This window comes from Methylorubrum rhodesianum (assembly GCF_014199985.1).
GTDB classification, from domain to species: domain Bacteria; phylum Pseudomonadota; class Alphaproteobacteria; order Rhizobiales; family Beijerinckiaceae; genus Methylobacterium; species Methylobacterium rhodesianum.
Map to the genome: position 1 here is coordinate 14469 of NZ_JACHOS010000027.1, position 17688 is coordinate 32156.

Consider the following 17688-nt stretch of genomic DNA (forward strand, 5'->3'; position numbering starts at 1 on the left):
AGATTTATTCGGCCCCGGCGGACATTCCGCGCGGGGCCGATGTCGTTTCGGGCTCTTGCCCGAGCGAGATGATGCGGCGGCGGGGCCAACCCCGCAGGAAAAGGGCTTGGGACTTCTGCGGGATCAGGAGCCCTGCGGCTTCGGCCAATACCCATTCAGATCGTCTGTACCCGCAGGCGCCGCATCTCCCCTTCGAACCGTCCTCTCGCCCGCACGTTGCTCTGGCAGACGACGGCCACGCTCTCTGGTAAGATCCCGGTCATGCTGGTCCTGATGCGGACGGCGCGATGAGCGCCCACGCCATCGCCGCCGAGATGCGCGCGAAGATCCGCGCGGAGCGGCGGCGCCGTCGCTGTGGCGACCAAGCCGCCGAGCTCGAGGCCCGCGACACGTTCTGCGCTCAGCTCGAGCACGGCCTCAATGACCTGGTCCGCGCGATCGGCACGTCCGAGGGGCTGTCCCTCCGGGTCGGCGAGCGCGTGTTCGGCCGCCGCGTCGTGTCGGTGGTCACCCGCGAGCGGGCGCTTCCGCGCCGGGTCGCACGGGGCTGAAAACGAGGGCTGAAAAGCCCCGAAAACGCATTCTCAAGATTATGCGTTGAAACGCCGAAAAATTCGGCAAATTCCGCATATATCACAGAGACTTAGGCATGGTTTCGGGCTCCAAGCGCGTCGGGCGCCTGAAGGCCCGGAATAAAATCCAGTCCGATGCCCGAGCGGCGGTCGCCACGAAGGCGGTCGCCTACATCCGGGTCTCGACTGAAGAGCAGGCGGCAACCGGCCACGGCCTCGAAACCCAGGACAAGGCGGTCCGCGCCTTCGCTGAGAGCCAGGGATACGATCTCGTCGACGTCATCGGCGACCCTGGGGTGTCGGGCGCGACCCGACCATCCGATCGCCCGGGCTTCGGCCGCATCCTGGAATTGGCGTCCGACGGCGCCTTCACGGTGTTGCTGGTCTACAAGTTCGACCGCCTCGCCCGTGAGATCCGGTTCGCCGTCACGACGGTGTCTGACCTCGCCGAGCAGCATGACGTGGTGATCCGTTCCGTGACGGAGCCGATCGACACGGCGACCCCGATGGGCCGCACGTTGTTCGCGATCCTCGCCGGCATGGCCGAGAACGAACGCTTCGCCATCCGAGACCGGACGGCGGGCGGTCGGACGACCAAGGCCACACGCGGCGGCTATGCCGGTGGCCGGGTGCCGTACGGCTACGCGCTCAGCCCCGAGGGCGTGCTGCAAATCGTGCCGGACCAGGCGAAGATCGTTCGGCGCATCTTCGCCGAGCGGCGCCGACGGCGGACGCAGGCGGAGATCGCTGCCGGGCTGAACGCCGACGGCATCCCGAGCCCCCGTGGCGGTCGCTGGCATCAAGCCCGCGTCGGCTACATCCTCGACAACCCGAAATACCGTGGCGCGATCGAGTACCTGTTCAGATGGAGCGGGACCGAGACGCACGTCCTGCAGCCGGACGCGCACGCCGCGATCATCGGCTGATCCATGATCGTCCCGCCCATCGCCTTTCAGTCCGGCCTCACCGCCTGGCAGCACGTCGCCGCGGGCCCGCGCCACCGGATCGAACTCGGCTCCTCCTCCGCCTGCTGGACGCCCGACCGCGACGAGGCCGCGACCTTCCTGACCGCCGACGCGGCCTGGGACCACGTCTTCGCTGACTGCCTGCCCCCGGTGAGGGTCCGTTCCTGATGAGCCCAGTCGATCGCGCTGCCGCCGACCTGCCCGAGCCCGATCCGGTGCTCACCGGCGAGGAGGCTGAAGCGCTAGGCGAGCCCAGCCCGTCCGAGCAGGCGCTTGCCGCGATCGCCGCCGACGAGGCACGCGAGTCGCGCCGGGCCATGATGCAGAGGTTCCGGCTGTGACCCTCACCAATGCCCAGATCGAGGACCTGCCCGAGTTGATCCGGGACATCGTCATCGTCGATCGAAACGTGGAGTTTCTCCGCCGTGGCATCGCGAAGCCCGTCGTCTCAATCGAGGTGGCGCGCCTGTTCCGGTCCAAGCTGAACTTTCGCCGCGAGCTGACGGAAGCTGCGGCTCAGGTCTGGGGCCACCGCCTCTCCGGCGAAGGTCCGGCGCGATGCTGAGCGTCCTCGAAAAGCGCGTCTTCGAGGCTCGCCGGGCGCTCGACGCCGCCCGCGACGCCCGCGAGCGCAACCACAGCACCGAGACCGCGGCCGCGGTCGCAATCGCGCAGCAGCACTTCGACGACGCCCGGCGAGCCGCGGCGCGATGGGACGTCGTCTGATGCAGCGCCTCGCCGCCCTCCTCTTCCTCGCCGGCATCGCCGTCGCTGCGCTCCTGAAGCGCCGCGTGCCGCGCCCGCCCGCAGCCTTCACCGATTCCGTCGTGATCAGCGAGCAGGAGGCCGACCGCCTCGCGCTCCTGCTCTGCGACTGCCCCGACTGCATGCCGTCCTGGAGCGTCCATTGACCTGCTCGAAGTCCTACGCTCTCGGCCGGTGGCGCGGCGCGATGAACAAGCCGCGTCCGGTGGCGCTGGCGGACACCGTTTGCCGTGCCTCCTACGAGGAGGGCCACGACGCGGGCCGGGCCGAGCGCATGGAGCGCGACGCCGCCCGCCGCAGCAAAGGCCGCGCGCCGTCATGGACGCGCTGATCCTCGGCGATCCCGAGTTCCAGGCGCACGCGGTCGCGGTTGCCGCGCGCGTGCCGGCCCACATCGAGTTCGCCCGCGGTCTCGTCCTGGTCGCCATCCTCGTCTTGGCGCTGACGGTCGCGCTCGACCTCGCGCTCCCAGAGCGAGGCCCGCGCCGATGATCTCGCTCCTCGCCGTCGTCATGGTCTGCGCTCTGAACGTGGCGCCGGCCGACTGCACCCGCGCGACCGCCCTCGACGTCATCGTCCAGCCCGTCGGCCTGCCCACCGAGTGCATGCAGGTCGGTCCGACGCTGGCCGCCTCGACGTTCGGGGCGCTCGACGGACGGTACGTGAAGACGGCGTGCGAGCGGCGGAAGAGCTGATGCGCGCGCTCCCGCCCATGCAGCAGCAGCCCCCGCGGCTGCCGCCCATCATCACGTGGTGAGGACACCATGGCTCGGACGACCAACACCATCCTCGACCCGCTGACCGGCGAGCTCGTCACCATTGTCGTGAAGCGCTGAACGCCGACCCGCAGGGCCGGCCATGCTGACCTTCGACAGTTCGAGCTTCGACGTCACGGCCCGAGCGGTCGATCGCGCGGGCAAGCAGGCCCGCTTCGTTGCTGCCTTCGCGCTCACCAACGCGATGAAGGATGCCCGCGAGGGCGAGATCGGCACGATGCGCTCGGTCTTCGACCGGCCGACGCGGTTCACCTTGAACTCGCTTCAGGTGCGACCGGCGACCAAGCAGAACCTGACCGCCACACTCGGTTTCAAGGAGGGTCACGGCAGCGTCCCGGCCTGGAAGTACCTCGGCCCGCACGTGGCCGGCGGGCCGCGGCGCCGGAAGCGCTTCGAGATGCTGCTGATCCGCCACGGGATCATGCTCGGATCGGAGTTTGCCGTCCCAGCACGCGCCGCGCCGCTTGACGGTTCCGGCAACGTGTCGGGCGCCTTCATCACCCGGATGCTGTCGGCGCTCGGCGCGCAGTCAGATCGGATGCAGAACACAGCGCGGCGCCCCACGCGCAGCAACCGGAAGCGAAACCTCGACTACTTCGTTCTGCGTGGCACGAAGGCGCCGAACGGCATCTACCTGCGTCAGGGACGATCGGCGACGCCAGTCTTCATCTTCGTGAACAGCGCGAACTACAAGAAGCGGTTCCCCTACTACGAGAAGGCGCAGGCCATCGTGCCGGCGGCCTTCCGGAAGCACTTTGCGGCGGGGTGGGATCGCTTCGTCCTCGGCGAGATGCGGCGGGCCGCCTGACCCTGGGCGGAGCGAGGGGCGCACCCCCTCCCCGGCAAGGGGGTACCCCCCACCCCTTTGGGTCCTCCCCGAGGGGGGTACGGGCCGAGGGTAATTCGGACCCCGGCGGTTCACCCTCTGAGAATTTTTGAAATCAATGGCAGCGTCAGCACCCCCCTCCGCGATCGGGGCCGACGAGCTGCGCGGCCCCTTCAGCCAGAAGCGGATCGCGGCGCTCCTCGACGTCCACCGCAACACGGTGGCGAAGTGGATCGACGAGGGCTGCCCGGTCGTCCAGCGCGCCGACCGTGACCGCGGAATCGAGTGGGAGCTTTCGCTTCCCGAGATCGTCGAATGGCGGATCTCGCGATCCGTACAGAGCGCGGTCGCCGGCTACCAGGGCGACGCCGGGCTCATCACCAAGGAAGAGGCCGACCGCCGCCGCGCGGTGGCGAACGCCATCACCGCCGAGATCAGCGCGGACGAGGCGCTCCGCTCCGTTGTCTCCCGGCACGATGCCGTCGCCGACATGGCGACCTTCTGCCAGGTCCTGAAGACCGGGCTCGCGAACATGGCGGCCAAGGTCGCCGCCCGCGCGACCACGATGACCAACGCCTCGGAGATCGAGGCCATGGCCCAGACCGAAATGAACCGGGCCTTCACGGCGGCGCGCGAGGAGATCGCGCTGCGCTGGTTCGCCAAACGCGACACGGATCATGACGCCGGCGGATCGGATCAACCTTCATCGGAGGGGTGATTACCCGGACGGGCGCGTCGCGCTACGCACCGAGCTCGACGTCCTCTTCGACGAGGCGCTCGCCTTCAAGGCGCTGATGAGCGGCTCGGCCTGGGCCGAAGAGCACGGGCGGATCCCGAAGAGCACCGGCGCCGAGAGCGGCCCGGTCACCCTCTACGGCTACCAGCGCGGTCTCCTCGACGCGATGTGCGACCCGACGGTGCCGCTGGTCACCGTGCTGAAGGCGGCCCGCGTCGGCTACACCCGGCTCGCCACGCTGGCGATCGGCTACCACCTGCACCAAGACCCGACCCTGTGCGCGGTTGCGCAGCCGGTCGAGGACGACGCGGAAGAGTTCGGCGGCACCGAGATCGGGCCGATGCTTCGGGAGACCCCGGTGCTCGCCCGCCTGCTCCGCCCGGCCCGCGCCGGCGAGAAGAAGGACAAGGCGACCTTCTACCAGATGGCGAACGGTGCCCTGGTTCGGGTCGTCGGCGCCGCCTCGGACGACGCGTTCCGGCGCTACTCGGCCCGCTTCATGTTCGCCGACGAGATCGACGGCGACGGCTGGACGCCCGGCGCCAAGACCCAGGGCGACAAGCTCAAGTTGTTCTGGACGCGCGGAGAGACATTTTACAACCGCAAGCAGGTCCGGGGGTCGACGCCGCTCATTGAGGAAACGAGCCGGGTCTGGAAGCTGTGGCTGGCGAGCGATCAGCGCCGCTACTTCGTCCCCTGCCCGCACTGCTCCGAGGCCGCGGGCGAGCTCGACGGCTGGCAGTATCTCGACTGGGGCGGCAAGGACACGCTGCACGGCGTGAAGTGGGACCTGCACGACGATGGGTCGCTGAAGGACGTTTGGTACCAGGGCACCTGCGGCTGCATCATCCACGAGACCCACAAGGTCTGGATGGACGCCCATGGCGAGTGGCGGGCGACCGCGACGCCGCGCACGCCCGGTCATGTCGGCTTCCACCTCTGGACCGGCATGTCGCTCAACGCGAACGCGGCCTGGCCCGTGATCGTGCAGGAATGGCTCGAGGCGCAGGACGATCCGCTCTCGCTGATCCAGCCCTTCGTGAACCTCCGACTCGGTCGGCCCTACCGGGCGACCTTCGGCCACGAGGTGAAGCCCTCCTCCTTCCTGGAGCGGCTTGAGGAGTACGGCGCCGAGGTCCCGGACTGGGTCTCGTTCCTGACGTTCGGCGGCGACGTCCAGTCCGGCGCCAACGCCCGCATCGAGGGCGCGGTCTGGGGCTGGGGCCCCGGGCTCGAATGCGCGCTGATCGGCCACTTCGTGCTGCCGGGCGATCCGGCCGAGCCCGAGGTCTGGCGCCAACTCGACACGCTGTTGCGCCGGACCTTCCGGAAGGCCGATGGCACCGAGTTGCGGGTACGCGCCGCGGCCATCGACTCGGGCGGTCACCACACCGCCGAGACCTATGCCTTCTGCACCGAGCGCCGGAAGCGCCGGATCTGGGCGATCAAGGGCAAGTCCGAGGCGCGCGGCGCGCGCACCAAGGTCTGGCCTCGCCTGCCGTCCTCGAAGCTCGGCTCGTCCTGGTACATGGTCGGCGGCAACGCGGCCCGCGACTTCGCCTACGGCTCGCTCGCGGTAATCGACACCGGCCCGCGCCACGTCCACTTCCCGGTCGAGCCTGCCGCCGGCAGCCGCCCGATCGACACCGAGTACTTCGAACAGCTCACCCGCGAGAAGCTCGTCGTCCGACGGCAGGGCTTCACCGAGTGGGAGAAGCCCAAGGTCCCGCGCGAGGCGGGCGTGTGCTTCGTGTACGCCTACGTCGCCGTCTGCGGCCTGCAGGCGATGTCCGGCCGCTACGTCGCGATGGGCCGCATGCCCGAGCGCGATGAGGCGGAACCGGGCAAGGCGGAGAGCCCGGCAGCGGATGCGTTGCCGACCGTTCCGCCGCCGACCGCTCGCCCGTCCGCTCCGCCGACGCCGCCCCTGGCGCCTCGCGCCGCCACCCCGCCCAGAAGGCGCTCCTCATGGCTGTAGACCACACCGCCCAGATCGCGGCGATGGAGGCTGCGCTGGCGCAGGGCGTCACCTCCGCGTCCTACGAGGGCAAGAGCGCGAGCTACCGCTCCCTCGAGGAGATGATCCAGACCATCGCTTACCTGAAGCGACAGGATGCCAAGGCCGCGGGCCGGGGCCGGGCGGTGGCCGGCTTTGCCGGCTTCTCGCGGGGCTACCGCACCCGCGGTCCGGGCTACGGCTACTGAGATGGGCGGCACCCCCTGGGCCAAGCCCGGCCTGATCGAGCGCGGTCCGGAGCCCGAGATCGCGGCACCTGCGCCGCGGGCCGGGCGCCGGAGCTACGAGGCGGCCGCGCCGTCGCGCCACCATGATACGTGGCTGACGCGCAATTCCTCGGCCGACACCGAGATCTTCGGGAAGGCGCGCACCCTGCGCGACCGCTCACGCCACCTGGTGCGCAACAACCCGTTCGCGGCCAAGGCCGTCGGGTCGCTCGTCTCGAACATCGTCGGCGAAGGCATCGTGCCCCGCCCGGTCACCGGCTCGCCCGCGCGCGACAAGCAGATCCGGAGGGCCTTCAACAACTGGGCCTTCCGTTGCGACGCCGGCGGCCAGCTCGATTTCTATGGCATCCAGACCCTGCTCTGCCGCGAGATGATCGAGGGTGGCGAGGTCCTGCTGCGCAAGCGGCTTCGGCGTCAGACCGGCCCGCGCGACGTGCCGCTCGAACTCCAGGTCCTCGAGGCCGACTTCCTCGACCCGTTCCGCAATGGGATGCTGACCCAGGGCGCCATGGCGATCCAGGGCGTCGAGATCAGCATCGAGACGCAGAAGCGTCTGGCTTACTGGCTCTACCCGCAGCACCCCGGCAACCTCTGGATCAACACCGGGCTGCCGATGGTCTCGGCTCCGGTGCCGGCTGACGAGGTGCTCCACGTCTACGAGCAGCAGCGGACCCAGACCCGGGGCGTCCCGTGGGGCACGCCGGCGATCGAGTCCTTGCAGCTGCTCGCCGACTACGAGCTTGCCGAGATCGTCCGCAAAAAGGTCGAGGCCTGCACGGTCGGCTTTGTCATCAACGCCGAGGACGAGACCGACGAGACGATCGCGCCGGCGGTGCTCGACGCCGACGGTAACGAGGTCGAGCGCTTCGAGCCGGGCATGATCGCGCGGCTGCGCGGCGGCAAGGACGTGAAGTTCAACGCCCCCACCGCGGTGGGCGGCTACGGCGAGTACAAGGTGGCCGCGCTGCAGACGATCGCGGCGGCCTACCGGATGCCCTACGAGCTCGTCTCGGGGGACCTGTCCCAGGTCAATTTCTCGTCCATGCGCGGCGGCCTCGTCGAGTTCCGTCGCCTCGTGCGCACCGTGCAGTGGCACATCCTGATCCAGATGGCGCTTCAGCCGATCTGGGAGTGGTGGTGCGAAACCGCCTACCTCGCCGGTGTCATCGATGCGCCGGTGATCCCGGTGCAGTGGGCGCCCCCGAAATTCGAGTGGGTCGATCCGATGGCCGACGCCCAGGCGGCGTCGCTGTCGGTCCGGAACGGCTTCCGGTCCTGGCAGGACGTGGTGGCCGAGAGCGGGCGCAATCCCGACGACGTGCTCGACGAACTCCACGACTGGAATGTGAAGCTCGATGACCTCGGCATCGTCCTCGACTCGGACCCGCGGCGCACCAGCGTTGCCGGTCTCTACCAGCCCGTCCAGAAATCCGCGCCCGGGGAAGAGCCGGAGCTCTCCCGCCCGAACCGGGGCGCGCAAGGGCGCGGAGGAGGTCGTGCGGCTGCCACCCGTGCACCGCGACGCCCGCGTGCAGCCCGACAGCTTCGACGCGGACTCGAACACGATCGAGATCGTCTGGACCACGGGAGCGAGCGTCCGCCGCTACTCGTGGTGGGACGGTGAAGAGTACGACGAGGTCCTGTCGCTGGAGCCCGGCGCCGTCCGCTTGGAGCGGCTGAACGCCGGCGCGCCCTTCGTCGACACCCACTCGACCTACTGCCTCGACAACGTCATCGGCTCGGTGGTGCCCGGCACCGCCAAGATCGAGGACGGGCGCGGCGTGGCGACGATCCTGCTCTCGGCCGCCCCCGGCGTGGCCGACACCGTCCAGAAGATCCGCGAAGGCGTGATCCGCAACATCTCGGTCGGCTACTGGCTCCACAAGGTGGTCAAGACCGAAGCCGACGACGGCAGTGTGGCCCGCCACGAGGTCGTCGATTGGGAGCCGCTGGAGATCAGCGCCGTCCCCGTGCCGGCCGATGCCGGCTCGCAGATCCGGTCCGCTGAGGGCGACGAGGGCGAGGCACAGACCCGCTCCTCCTGCCTGATCGTGACCCGAAGCCCGGCCTCCCGGCCGAACACCCCGGCCACCTCGGAGACCCCCATGGCCAGCCGTACCCTGAAGAACGCCGCCCCCAAGGGCGCCCGCACCGCCAAGACCACCGAGGTCGAGGCCGAGAAGAAGCGCAAGGCCGAGGAGCGCAAGGCCGCGCTGCGCGCCGCCGCCCGCGACGAGGACGAGGCCGAGACTGAGTCCGAGGACGAGGAGCGCGACGAGGACACCGAGGAGGAGCGCGACGAGGACGAGTCCGAGAACGGCGACGGCGGCAGCGACGACGAGCGCGACGGCGACGACGAGGAGGACGAGGAGCGCTCCGAGGACGGTGACGAGGAGGACGAGGGCGAGCGCTCGGCGACCACCGCCGCCGCCCGCCGCGCCGCCGAAGCGGCCGTGAAGGCCGAGCGCAAGCGCATGGCCTCCATCACCGAGATGGCCGAACGCGCCGGCCTCCCGAAGATGGGCCGCAAGCACATCGATCAGGGCACCTCGGCCAAGCGCTTCGGCGAGCTCGTGCTCGAGCGCATGCTCAAGAACCAGGAGAAGCGCGGCAACGCGACCTTCGCCGGCAACGGCTCCGAGGAGATCTCGCGCGAGCGTTCCAGCGGCCGTCAGGGTCGCGAGCAGCGCGATCTCTCCGAGGGTGAGGCCCACTGGCGCCGCGTCGCCGGCAAGCCGGCCAAGGCCGCCTGATCCCGCACGGTTGCGCGGGACCACCCGCGCGGCCCCCCCCCTACCGCTCCGGCCGGCCATGACGGCGGCCCACGAGAGGCTCCGTTCCGATGACCGTGTTCACGAACTTCCACCCGACCGCGCTCTACGCCGGCGACTTCCCGCGGGCGACCCGTCCGATCACCATCGCCACCGGTGCAAACCAGGCCGGCGCGCCGCTCAAGCGCGGCACCGTGCTCGGCCGCGTCACGGCGAGCGACAAGTACGTGCCGTGCGTGAAGACCGCGACCGACGGTTCGCAGGTGCCCGACGCGATCCTGCTGCACGAGGTGGACGCCTCGACCGCCGACCAGGGAGCCAAGGCCTACTTCACCGGCGAGTACGCCGGCGAGGTGATGATCCTCGACGCCTCGTGGACGATCGCCACCCTGGAGGCTGCCTTCCGGCAGGCCAAGGTCTCCATCTACGTGAAGTCCGTCGGCACGGTCGCCTGAGCGATCCCGGCCCCATCCATCCGCTGATCTGATCACAGGGCGCCTCGGGCGCCCTTCTCTTTTGGAGAACCGCCCGTGGCTGCTCTCGACAACACCTCCGTCTACTCCACCGCGTTCCTGCTCGGCGCCTACGGCGTCATCGACCGCCCGAATCCCTTCCTGTGGAACCTCGTGTTTGGCATGGAGCAGGTGTTCGAGACGGAGGAGGTCTACTTCGACAAGGTCGAGCGCGCCCGCCGCCTCGCCCCGCTCGTGCATCCCGGCGACGTTGGCCAGGCCGAGCGCCTGCGCGGCTTCAACGCGTCGAGCCTCGTGCCCGGCTACGTGAAGCCCAAGCACGTCATCGAGCCGAACCGCATGCTGCGCCGTCGCCCCGGGGAGCGTCTGCTCGGCGAGATGTCCCCGGCCGAGCGCCGCGACGCGACCATCCTGGATACCCTGCGGATCCAGGACGACCAGATCACCCGTCGCGAGGAGCACATGGCCTGCCAGCTCCTGCAGACCGGCGGCCTTACCCTCTCGGGCCCGAACTATCCGCAGCGGGTCGCGGTCGACCTGCAGCGCAACGCAGGTCACACCGTCCCGCTGACCGGCGGTGCGCGCTGGGGCGAGACCGGTGTCGATGCCCTCGACAACCTCCGGACCTGGGCCGCCACGGTGCAGAAGAACTCGGGCTTCCACCCGAGCACGGTCGTGCTGGACCCGCTGTCGGCGAACCTGCTGGTCAAATCGCCCGGCATCCAGCAGATCATGAACTCGTTCCGCCAGACCAAGGGCAACGTCGATCTCGGCGGCGTGGTGGTCGGCGGCGTGGGTCGCGAGGCCAAGTATCTCGGCGACACCGGCGAGTTCGAGTTCTGGGTGTACCAGCAGTACTACACCGACGACGCCGGCAACGTGACCCAGTTCATGCCCGACTACACGGTCATGATGTTCGATCCGGTCGGCGCCCAGGGCACCCGCCTCTACGGCGCGATCCAGGACGTCCGCGCCCTCAAGGCGCTGCCGCGCTTTCCCAAGAACTGGATCAGCGAGGACCCGTCCGCGGAGTACCTCATGACCCAGTCCGCGCCGCTGCCGGTCTGCGGCTGGATCGACGCGACCTTCTGCGCGACCGTTCGCTGACGCTACGGCGGCGCCCTCACGGGCGCCGTCCCCTCCCCATCCACCGCGGAGACCGGCGTCGATGAAGCCGCAGAAGACCATCATCACCAGCGTGACGCTCGGCGTGCACGATCCCGCCGGCGACATGCCGGAGGTGCGCGACGCGTCCGGCAACGTCCTCAGCCCGGCCATCCGCGGTCTCGGCCACGCCGCGCCCGGTACGCCCGTGACGCTCGACGCAGACGAGGCGGACCGCATCCTGGCGCGCTGGGGCGGCGAGGTCGTCGACGAGGACAGCGACGAGGTTTCGGACGAGGACGCCGAGGAGCAGGACGACGAGTCCGACGGCGATGACGACGACGCCGAAAGCGGCGGTGACGATCAGCCGGACGAGGACGCCGAGGAGCAGGCGGAAGACGCCGAGCAGCCGGCGGCGTCCGGACGGAAGTCCCGTCGTCAGGCGGCCCGGTAGCATCCGCCCGTGATCGATTTCGCGGCGCTCACCCTCGGGCCGAACATGGCTGCGTTCGGCCGGCCCGTCACGGTGCTGGCCGACGGCGCGCGCCCGGCGTTCGACGCGACCGGGATCTGGGCGACCCGCGCGGCTGACATCACCCTGGTCGAAGGTGCGAACCTCAACACCACGGTGATCACGCTCGGGATCCGGCTCTCGGACTGGGCGCGTCCGCCCGAGCAGTTCATGCGCCTGGAGGTGCCCGCCGCCGGCGGTCTGCCGGCCGAGGGGCGCCTCTACATCGACGACGTCGACCTCGACCACCAGGGCGGGGCCAAGCTCGTCCTGAAGCGCGGAAAGCCCCGGTGATGACGACTGACGCGATGAAGATCCGCGAGGCGATCATCGCGCGGCTCGACGGCCAGGACTGGCTCCCGGTGCGCACGGTGCGGCGCCAGCCGCGCCCGCAGCTCCAGGAAGAGAACCTTCCGGCCCTCCTGGTCGTCCTGGTCGACGAGACCGAGACGCCCGAGGACGAGGCCAACATCGGGGTGCCGCGCTTCCTCAACGAGACGACGATCGGCATCTCCGTCGTCGTCGGCGAGGACTTCCCCGACGAGCTCGACGCCGATCTCGACGAGGTCGTCGACCGGATCCGCGATGCGCTGCTGACCGACCCGAGCTTCGTGCGCGGCGTCGACCCCTCCCGCGACCGGACCGATCCGGAGCGCTACCCGCTGTTCGAGGCGGTGACGAAGGTGCGCCGCGCGGTGCTCTTCCCGCAGGACGGCGCCTTCTACTTCGCCGAGGGGCGGCTGGAGATTAGCTTCCGCCTCCGGACCCAATACGACCCGGTCGTCACCGACCGCTACGAGAAGACCGTGCTGACCGCGCGCCCTGCCGGCAGCGACCCCGCGGCCCCCGCCCTCCGCGTCGTGATCGACCGGGCGCAGTAGGATCCCCAAGCCATGGCCGACACCGCCACGGTCGCCGTCGAGGCGACCGAGGAGCGCTTCCGCGCGCTCAAGCACTTCCCCTCCGGCCTCGGCTTTTCGGAGGACGGCACGGCCCGCTGGCCGGCCGACCAGTTCACGTTCCGGCTGCGCGACGATGGCGCGATCCGCCTGACCGAGGATCTGCACGACACGGGCGCGCCGGCCGAGGCCGAGCCGGTGCCCGCGGGCAAGCCCACCGCCGCGGCCAAGGCCGCTCCGTCCCCGAAGGAGTGACCGCCATGGGCCTCACCTCGATCCCGGCGAACTACAAGATCCCGGGCCCCAACGTTCAGATCGACCCCTCGCAGGCCGGCACGCCGACGAGCCCGAAATGGGCGCTCTTGCCCGGCCACCCGACGGCGGCCGGCACGGCGGCGGCGAACACGGTCATCGCCTGCGGCACCCAGGCCGACGCCGACGTGCTGTTCGGCGCGGGCTCGATGCTGGCCCGCATGTTCGCGAAATTCTTCGCCGGCGTGAAGAGCGTGCCGGTCTTCTGCCTGCCGGTGCCGGAGCCTGCCGCGGGCGTGGCCGCCGCCGGTACGATCACGGTCGCGAGCGCGCCCACCGTCGCCGGCACGCTGGCGCTCTACGTCGCGGGCCAACTCGTCTCGGTGGCGATCGCCAGCGCCGACACCACGGCGGGCGTCGCGACCAAGATCGCCGCCGCGATCAACGCCGCGACCGACCTGCCGGTGACCGCCGCCGCGGCGTCCGCGGTCGTGACCTGCACCGCGAAGTGGAAGGGGCTCTCGGGCAACGACATCCGCCTCGAGGACAGCTATCTCGGCCGCTACGGCGGCGAGTTCCTGCCCGCCGGCCTCGCCCTCACCTACCCGACCGGCAACCTGCTCTCCGGCGGTACCGGCACGCCCGACTTCACCGCGGCGATCGCGGCGCTGGGCGACGCGCCCTACAAGTTCGTCGGCCTGCCGTTCAACGACAGCGGCACCTTCGCGGTCTGGGACACCGAGTACGGCTTCTCCGATTCCGGGCGTTTCGGTCCCTACCGCCAGAGCTACGGCCAGATCTTCTCGGCCCGCCGCGGCGCCTACGCCGACCAGATCACCTGGGGCCAGACGAACAACTCACCCGTCATCTCGCCGATGGCGTTCGAGCCCGAGAGCCCCTGCCCGGTCTGGGAGTGGGCGGCCGCCTACGCCGCGCTCGCCGCCTACTCGATCACGGATCACCCGGCCCGGCCGTTCCAGACCCTTCCGCTGCTCGGCATCCTGCCGGCGCCGAAGGCCAAGCGCTGGAACAAGACGCAGCTGAACGCGCTCGCCCAGGTCGGTCTCGCCACCCAGGGCACAGACCTGAACGGCGGCTCGACCAACGTGCCGACGATCCTGCGCGAGCAGACGGCCTACCAGAAGAACAGTCAGGGCCAGGCCGACAACGCTTTCGAGCTCGTGACCACGCTGGCCACCCTCGACGAGCGCTACACTCGGCTACGGCAGGCGATCACGAACAAGTACCCGCGCCACATGCTGGCGAACGACGGGACCAAGTTCGCCGCCGGCCTGCCGATCGTCACGCCGCTCGTCGTGAAGGCGGAGCTCATCAACGAGTACCGCCAGCAGGAATTCGACGGGCTCGTCGAGAACGCGGACCTCTACATCCGCAACCTCGTCGTGCGGCGCTCGACCGAGCCGAACACCCTCGAGATCCTCGACCCGCCGGACGTGGTGAACGGCCTGCGCCGGATGAACATCCTGGCCCAGTTCCGCCTCCAGTTCCCGCAGACCGCCTGAGCGGCTCCGCCCTTCCCTGACCTCACGGCCGGCCGCGCGGCGGGCCCCACTCTGGAGTTCCCGCCATGGCAGGCAGGATCGCTGGCGTCTGCTTCATCAAGGTGGACGGTCGGCAGTACAATCTTCGCGGCAACCTCATCGTCTCGATCTCGCCGACCGAGCGGGCCGGCGTCGCGGGCCAGGACGGCGTGCACGGCTTCATCGAGACGCCGCGCGTGCCGTTCATCGCCGGCAACTTCTCGGACACGGACGACCTGTCGATCAACGAGCTCGACGCGATCGAGAACGCCACGATCACGGCCGAACTCGCCAACGGCAAGGCGTACATTCTGCGCGGCGCCTGGACGAAGTCGGCCCACGAGATCGACGGCGCGCAGGGCCAGGTGGCCGTGCGCTTCGAAGGCCTGAGCGGAGACGAGATCCTCTGATGAGCGACGCCGCCTCCACCGCGCTGGCGCGGGACCCGCGCGAGATCGACTTCCCCTTCGAGTTCCCGCTGTCGGTCACCATCCAGGCCCACGGCGAGGACACGAAGGTGCTGGTGCTGCGCGAGCCGACCGGCGAGGACGTGCTGAAGTTCGGCCTCCTGGAGGGGCTCGACCAGGCGCAGTTCGCGCCGCTGGTGTGCAGCCTCGCGAGCATCCCCGAGGGCGCGTTCAAGAAGATCCCGGCCCGCGACGTGCTGCGGCTGGGCACGGTCCTGAGCCGTTTTTTTCAGTGGGCGGCCCTGCCGCCCGCGTAGTCGACGACTGCCTGCAACTCGGCCTCGTCTACCACGCGTGGCCGTTCCCGCAGGCGCCCGGCGCGCTGCGCCCGCGCGATCTCCGCCACCTGATGGCGCGGACCACCGCCCTGATGCCGGCTCCGCCCGAGCCCGACGAGGAGCCGGATGTCTAACGACCAGCTCCGCCTCGTCGCGACGGTCGACGACCGCTTCACCGGCCCGCTCGCCAAGCTGCGCAAGGGCCTTCACGACGTCTCGGCCGAAACCAAGGCACAGGCCGGAGCCTGGAAGAAGGACTGGGACGGCGCTCGCGAGGGCGTGTCCAAGTTCGAGGGCGTGCTGCGCGGCGTCACCCCGGTGCTCTCGGGGCTGGGCGTCGCCGGCATCGGTGTCGGCCTGTCGATCGCGGGCGCGGCCTCGGCGATCGGCGAGTTCTCGTCAAAGACTCGGGGCCTATCGCAGACGGCCAAGGACATCGGGCTGACGATCGATCAGCTGCGCACCTTCAACGCGCTGGGCGAGCGGTTCGGCGTCACGGCCGACACCATGACCAGCGCGGCGAAGTCGTTCGCCGGGCAGATGTTCGAGATCAAGCGCCAGGGCTCGACCTTCATCGAGCTCCAAGCGATGAACCTCGGCAAGCTCGCGGAGGATCTCGCGAGCTCTAAGAACATGGAGCAGGCGATCCAGCGCGGCATGGAGGGGCTCCGCAAGATCCCCGACGCCGAGGTGCGCCGCCGCGTCTCCCGCCTGCTGTTCGGCACCGACGACGTCGGATTGATCGCCTCGAACGTCACCGGCACCGTCGCCGGGACGATGAAGGAGGTGTCCGCCGCCATCGGCAAGATGGACAAGGACACCGAGGAGGCGGCCAAGAACTTTCAGAAGCACATGAACCACATCAGCGAGGCGGCCGAGCGCGCCAAGCTGAAGTTCATCGGACCGCTCTTGGAGGGTATGGTCGGCGTCATCGACGACATCGAGAACGCGGCCAAGAACCCGGAGGCCGCCAAGCTCAAGATGCTGCGCGACAGCCGCGCCGACGCCGACAAGGCGGCCAAGGGCGCGCCTTGGCCGCTGAAGGGCTACTTCGAGCGGCAGCGCGACAGCATCGACGCCGAGATCCGGAAGCTGGAGGACGCGACCCGCAAGGGCACCCGCGAGGGGCTGAAGGACGCGCTCCGGGACCAGCAGAACGGCGGCGCGACCTTCCAGCAGCAGAGCTACGGCGGGGGACCGGCCGGTGGCGGCTCGCTGATCCACAAGGCGGCCTGGAGCGGGTTCGGCGGTGGAGGTGGACCACTGGGCGGCGCGCTGGGCGGGTACGGCTACGGTGCTGGAACTGGTGGAGGTGGCGTGGCATCTGCCGGTGTTCCGACCGGTGGCGGTTTCGGCGGCGCCGGTCCTTTGGCCGGACGTGGCAGCGGCGGGCCGCTTGATCACCCTGCCGCGCCAGCAGGTACCGAGTCAGGCTCACCAGCGCGTGCGGGGCAGTTCACCTCAGCCTCGCCGGAGGCCGCTGGAAAGTACCGGCCGCAGCGGACGCTGACGGACCGTGATCTGAGCGATGCGGTCGTGAATACGATCGCGGGCGAGGCGCGGCTGAAATCGCCGGGCGGCGCAGATGCCGTGATCAACAACATGTTCAATCGGCTCGGCACCAAGGGTTGGGGGCCCAGCCGAGATCTGCACGATGTGGCGCGAGCGCCGGGGCAGTACGAGGGCTATCGCCGCGCGACGGAAGCCGAAGCCACCTTCATCCGTGATCGCATCCGCGCCATCGCCTCAGGCGGGGTGCCCGACAACACGAACGGCGCGAACAGCTTCCGTGCGAGCTGGTACCGCGGTCCGTGGTATCGTCGACACGGGCACAAGGGGAAAGACATCGCAGGCAACACTTTCGCCTTCGATCCCAGCATCCCGAACGGCCCGTATGCGCCGTATCCGTCGCCAAGATCCGACACAGCAGTTGCGGAGCAAGGGGGCGGTCAGGACGGTGAAGGTGATCGCGAGGTGCCTTGGCATCAGCGGCCGCGCTCGAACGAGCCCGGCAAGATGAGCCGCCTGCGCGACGACGAGATCGACGTTCGGGGTTCGGGCGAGCGGCCGGGCGACCGGATGATGCGCCGGTTTTACGGTGAGGGCGCTTCGGTCGCGCGTGGCGGCAAGGGCAGCCTGCACATCACGCTGGACGGCTTCCCGCCCGGTGCGAAGGCCCGCGCCTCCATGGACGATCTGTTCAAGGAGACGAGGGTTGAGCGGTCGCGATCTCAGATGGACATGATCTGACAACGGCCGGTAGTTCTCCGAAGCCGCTACTCGCCGCTAAAGTATACGTGGGCCCTTGCACAACCGTCCTGGTAGCAGACGTAAGGTCCGGTCTCGGTTCTCATCCAGCAGGCTCGATCTGGCAGACGGCCTAGGGCCGCCTCTCTATCGTTGCGCCAAGCCCGGATGAAGGCCGCATCACAGTCCTTCGCTGGCAGGCTTTTCGGCGCAGCGAGAGCAGCCGAGGTTAGTACCGAGCTCACAACGACAGCCGCCACC

The 17688-nt window shown here is 69.8% G+C and carries 27 protein-coding genes; all 27 read left to right on the forward strand.

Annotation, left to right across the window (positions count from 1 at the left end):
• The first annotated feature begins 287 nt into the window (after positions 1 to 287).
• The 27 genes from HNR01_RS25950 (at position 288) to HNR01_RS26075 (ending at position 17430) form a co-directional block, all read left to right on the forward strand.
• On the forward strand, positions 288 to 551 hold the full coding sequence (locus HNR01_RS25950) for a hypothetical protein (protein WP_183670714.1): 264 nt from the start codon (positions 288 to 290) through the stop codon (positions 549 to 551).
• 98 nt (positions 552 to 649) lie between these two features.
• Positions 650 to 1498: a recombinase family protein gene (locus HNR01_RS25955; RefSeq protein ID WP_183670715.1), complete on the forward strand. Its 849-nt coding sequence runs from the start codon at positions 650 to 652 to the stop codon at positions 1496 to 1498.
• A gap of 3 nt (positions 1499 to 1501) precedes the next feature.
• Complete coding sequence (locus HNR01_RS25960) at positions 1502 to 1705, forward strand: hypothetical protein (protein ID WP_183670717.1); 204 nt, start codon at positions 1502 to 1504, stop codon at positions 1703 to 1705.
• The gene (locus HNR01_RS25965; protein WP_183670719.1) at positions 1705 to 1878 is read left to right on the forward strand and encodes a hypothetical protein; all 174 of its coding nucleotides are present in this window, start codon (positions 1705 to 1707) and stop codon (positions 1876 to 1878) included. Before HNR01_RS25960 ends, HNR01_RS25965 begins: the two co-directional genes overlap by 1 nt.
• Positions 1875 to 2102, forward strand: coding sequence for a hypothetical protein (locus tag HNR01_RS25970; protein ID WP_183670721.1), 228 nt, complete (start codon positions 1875 to 1877; stop codon positions 2100 to 2102). Before HNR01_RS25965 ends, HNR01_RS25970 begins: the two co-directional genes overlap by 4 nt.
• On the forward strand, positions 2096 to 2263 hold the full coding sequence (locus tag HNR01_RS25975; RefSeq protein WP_183670723.1) for a hypothetical protein: 168 nt from the start codon (positions 2096 to 2098) through the stop codon (positions 2261 to 2263). The genes HNR01_RS25970 and HNR01_RS25975 overlap by 7 nt, the downstream gene beginning before the upstream one ends.
• A complete protein-coding gene (locus HNR01_RS25980; RefSeq protein ID WP_183670725.1) occupies positions 2248 to 2448 on the forward strand; it encodes a hypothetical protein in 201 nt (66 codons plus the stop codon). The genes HNR01_RS25975 and HNR01_RS25980 overlap by 16 nt, the downstream gene beginning before the upstream one ends.
• Positions 2445 to 2633, forward strand: a complete 189-nt coding sequence (locus HNR01_RS25985) for a hypothetical protein (RefSeq protein WP_183670727.1) — start codon at positions 2445 to 2447, stop codon at positions 2631 to 2633. Before HNR01_RS25980 ends, HNR01_RS25985 begins: the two co-directional genes overlap by 4 nt.
• A complete protein-coding gene (locus HNR01_RS25990) occupies positions 2621 to 2794 on the forward strand; it encodes a hypothetical protein (protein WP_183670729.1) in 174 nt (57 codons plus the stop codon). Before HNR01_RS25985 ends, HNR01_RS25990 begins: the two co-directional genes overlap by 13 nt.
• Positions 2791 to 2997 (forward strand): hypothetical protein, encoded by a 207-nt coding sequence (locus HNR01_RS25995; protein WP_183670731.1) that lies wholly within the window; start codon positions 2791 to 2793, stop codon positions 2995 to 2997. Before HNR01_RS25990 ends, HNR01_RS25995 begins: the two co-directional genes overlap by 4 nt.
• A 163-nt stretch (positions 2998 to 3160) precedes the next feature.
• Positions 3161 to 3886, forward strand: coding sequence for a hypothetical protein (locus tag HNR01_RS26000; RefSeq protein ID WP_183670733.1), 726 nt, complete (start codon positions 3161 to 3163; stop codon positions 3884 to 3886).
• A 136-nt stretch (positions 3887 to 4022) separates the two neighbouring features.
• On the forward strand, positions 4023 to 4622 hold the full coding sequence (locus tag HNR01_RS26005) for a Terminase small subunit (DNA packaging protein Nu1) (RefSeq protein WP_183670735.1): 600 nt from the start codon (positions 4023 to 4025) through the stop codon (positions 4620 to 4622).
• A complete protein-coding gene (locus tag HNR01_RS26010) occupies positions 4582 to 6618 on the forward strand; it encodes a phage terminase large subunit family protein (protein ID WP_183670737.1) in 2037 nt (678 codons plus the stop codon). Before HNR01_RS26005 ends, HNR01_RS26010 begins: the two co-directional genes overlap by 41 nt.
• Entirely contained in the window at positions 6609 to 6845 is a 237-nt protein-coding gene (locus HNR01_RS26015) for a phage head-tail joining protein (RefSeq protein ID WP_183670740.1), read from the forward strand. The genes HNR01_RS26010 and HNR01_RS26015 overlap by 10 nt, the downstream gene beginning before the upstream one ends.
• A 1-nt stretch (position 6846) precedes the next feature.
• Entirely contained in the window at positions 6847 to 8508 is a 1662-nt protein-coding gene (locus HNR01_RS26020; RefSeq protein WP_183670742.1) for a phage portal protein, read from the forward strand.
• Complete coding sequence (locus HNR01_RS27780) at positions 8414 to 9637, forward strand: HK97 family phage prohead protease (RefSeq protein WP_312893435.1); 1224 nt, start codon at positions 8414 to 8416, stop codon at positions 9635 to 9637. The genes HNR01_RS26020 and HNR01_RS27780 overlap by 95 nt, the downstream gene beginning before the upstream one ends.
• An 89-nt stretch (positions 9638 to 9726) precedes the next feature.
• Positions 9727 to 10110: a head decoration protein gene (locus HNR01_RS26025; protein ID WP_183670744.1), complete on the forward strand. Its 384-nt coding sequence runs from the start codon at positions 9727 to 9729 to the stop codon at positions 10108 to 10110.
• Between the two features lie 75 nt (positions 10111 to 10185).
• Positions 10186 to 11235 (forward strand): major capsid protein, encoded by a 1050-nt coding sequence (locus tag HNR01_RS26030; protein WP_183670745.1) that lies wholly within the window; start codon positions 10186 to 10188, stop codon positions 11233 to 11235.
• Positions 11236 to 11296: 61 nt separating this feature from the next.
• Positions 11297 to 11686, forward strand: a complete 390-nt coding sequence (locus HNR01_RS26035; protein ID WP_183670747.1) for a hypothetical protein — start codon at positions 11297 to 11299, stop codon at positions 11684 to 11686.
• Positions 11687 to 11695: 9 nt separating this feature from the next.
• Positions 11696 to 12037: a head-tail joining protein gene (locus HNR01_RS26040; RefSeq protein ID WP_183670749.1), complete on the forward strand. Its 342-nt coding sequence runs from the start codon at positions 11696 to 11698 to the stop codon at positions 12035 to 12037.
• Positions 12037 to 12624: a hypothetical protein gene (locus HNR01_RS26045; RefSeq protein WP_183670751.1), complete on the forward strand. Its 588-nt coding sequence runs from the start codon at positions 12037 to 12039 to the stop codon at positions 12622 to 12624. The genes HNR01_RS26040 and HNR01_RS26045 overlap by 1 nt, the downstream gene beginning before the upstream one ends.
• A gap of 12 nt (positions 12625 to 12636) precedes the next feature.
• Positions 12637 to 12897, forward strand: a complete 261-nt coding sequence (locus HNR01_RS26050) for a hypothetical protein (RefSeq protein ID WP_183670753.1) — start codon at positions 12637 to 12639, stop codon at positions 12895 to 12897.
• A gap of 5 nt (positions 12898 to 12902) precedes the next feature.
• On the forward strand, positions 12903 to 14417 hold the full coding sequence (locus HNR01_RS26055) for a phage tail sheath C-terminal domain-containing protein (protein ID WP_183670755.1): 1515 nt from the start codon (positions 12903 to 12905) through the stop codon (positions 14415 to 14417).
• Positions 14418 to 14482: 65 nt separating this feature from the next.
• Positions 14483 to 14845 (forward strand): phage tail tube protein, encoded by a 363-nt coding sequence (locus HNR01_RS26060; RefSeq protein ID WP_183670757.1) that lies wholly within the window; start codon positions 14483 to 14485, stop codon positions 14843 to 14845.
• Positions 14845 to 15159, forward strand: a complete 315-nt coding sequence (locus tag HNR01_RS26065) for a phage tail assembly protein (RefSeq protein ID WP_183670759.1) — start codon at positions 14845 to 14847, stop codon at positions 15157 to 15159. The genes HNR01_RS26060 and HNR01_RS26065 overlap by 1 nt, the downstream gene beginning before the upstream one ends.
• Positions 15135 to 15314, forward strand: a complete 180-nt coding sequence (locus tag HNR01_RS26070) for a hypothetical protein (RefSeq protein ID WP_183670761.1) — start codon at positions 15135 to 15137, stop codon at positions 15312 to 15314. The genes HNR01_RS26065 and HNR01_RS26070 overlap by 25 nt, the downstream gene beginning before the upstream one ends.
• A complete protein-coding gene (locus HNR01_RS26075; protein ID WP_183670763.1) occupies positions 15307 to 17430 on the forward strand; it encodes a hypothetical protein in 2124 nt (707 codons plus the stop codon). Before HNR01_RS26070 ends, HNR01_RS26075 begins: the two co-directional genes overlap by 8 nt.
• Positions 17431 to 17688 lie beyond the last annotated feature (258 nt).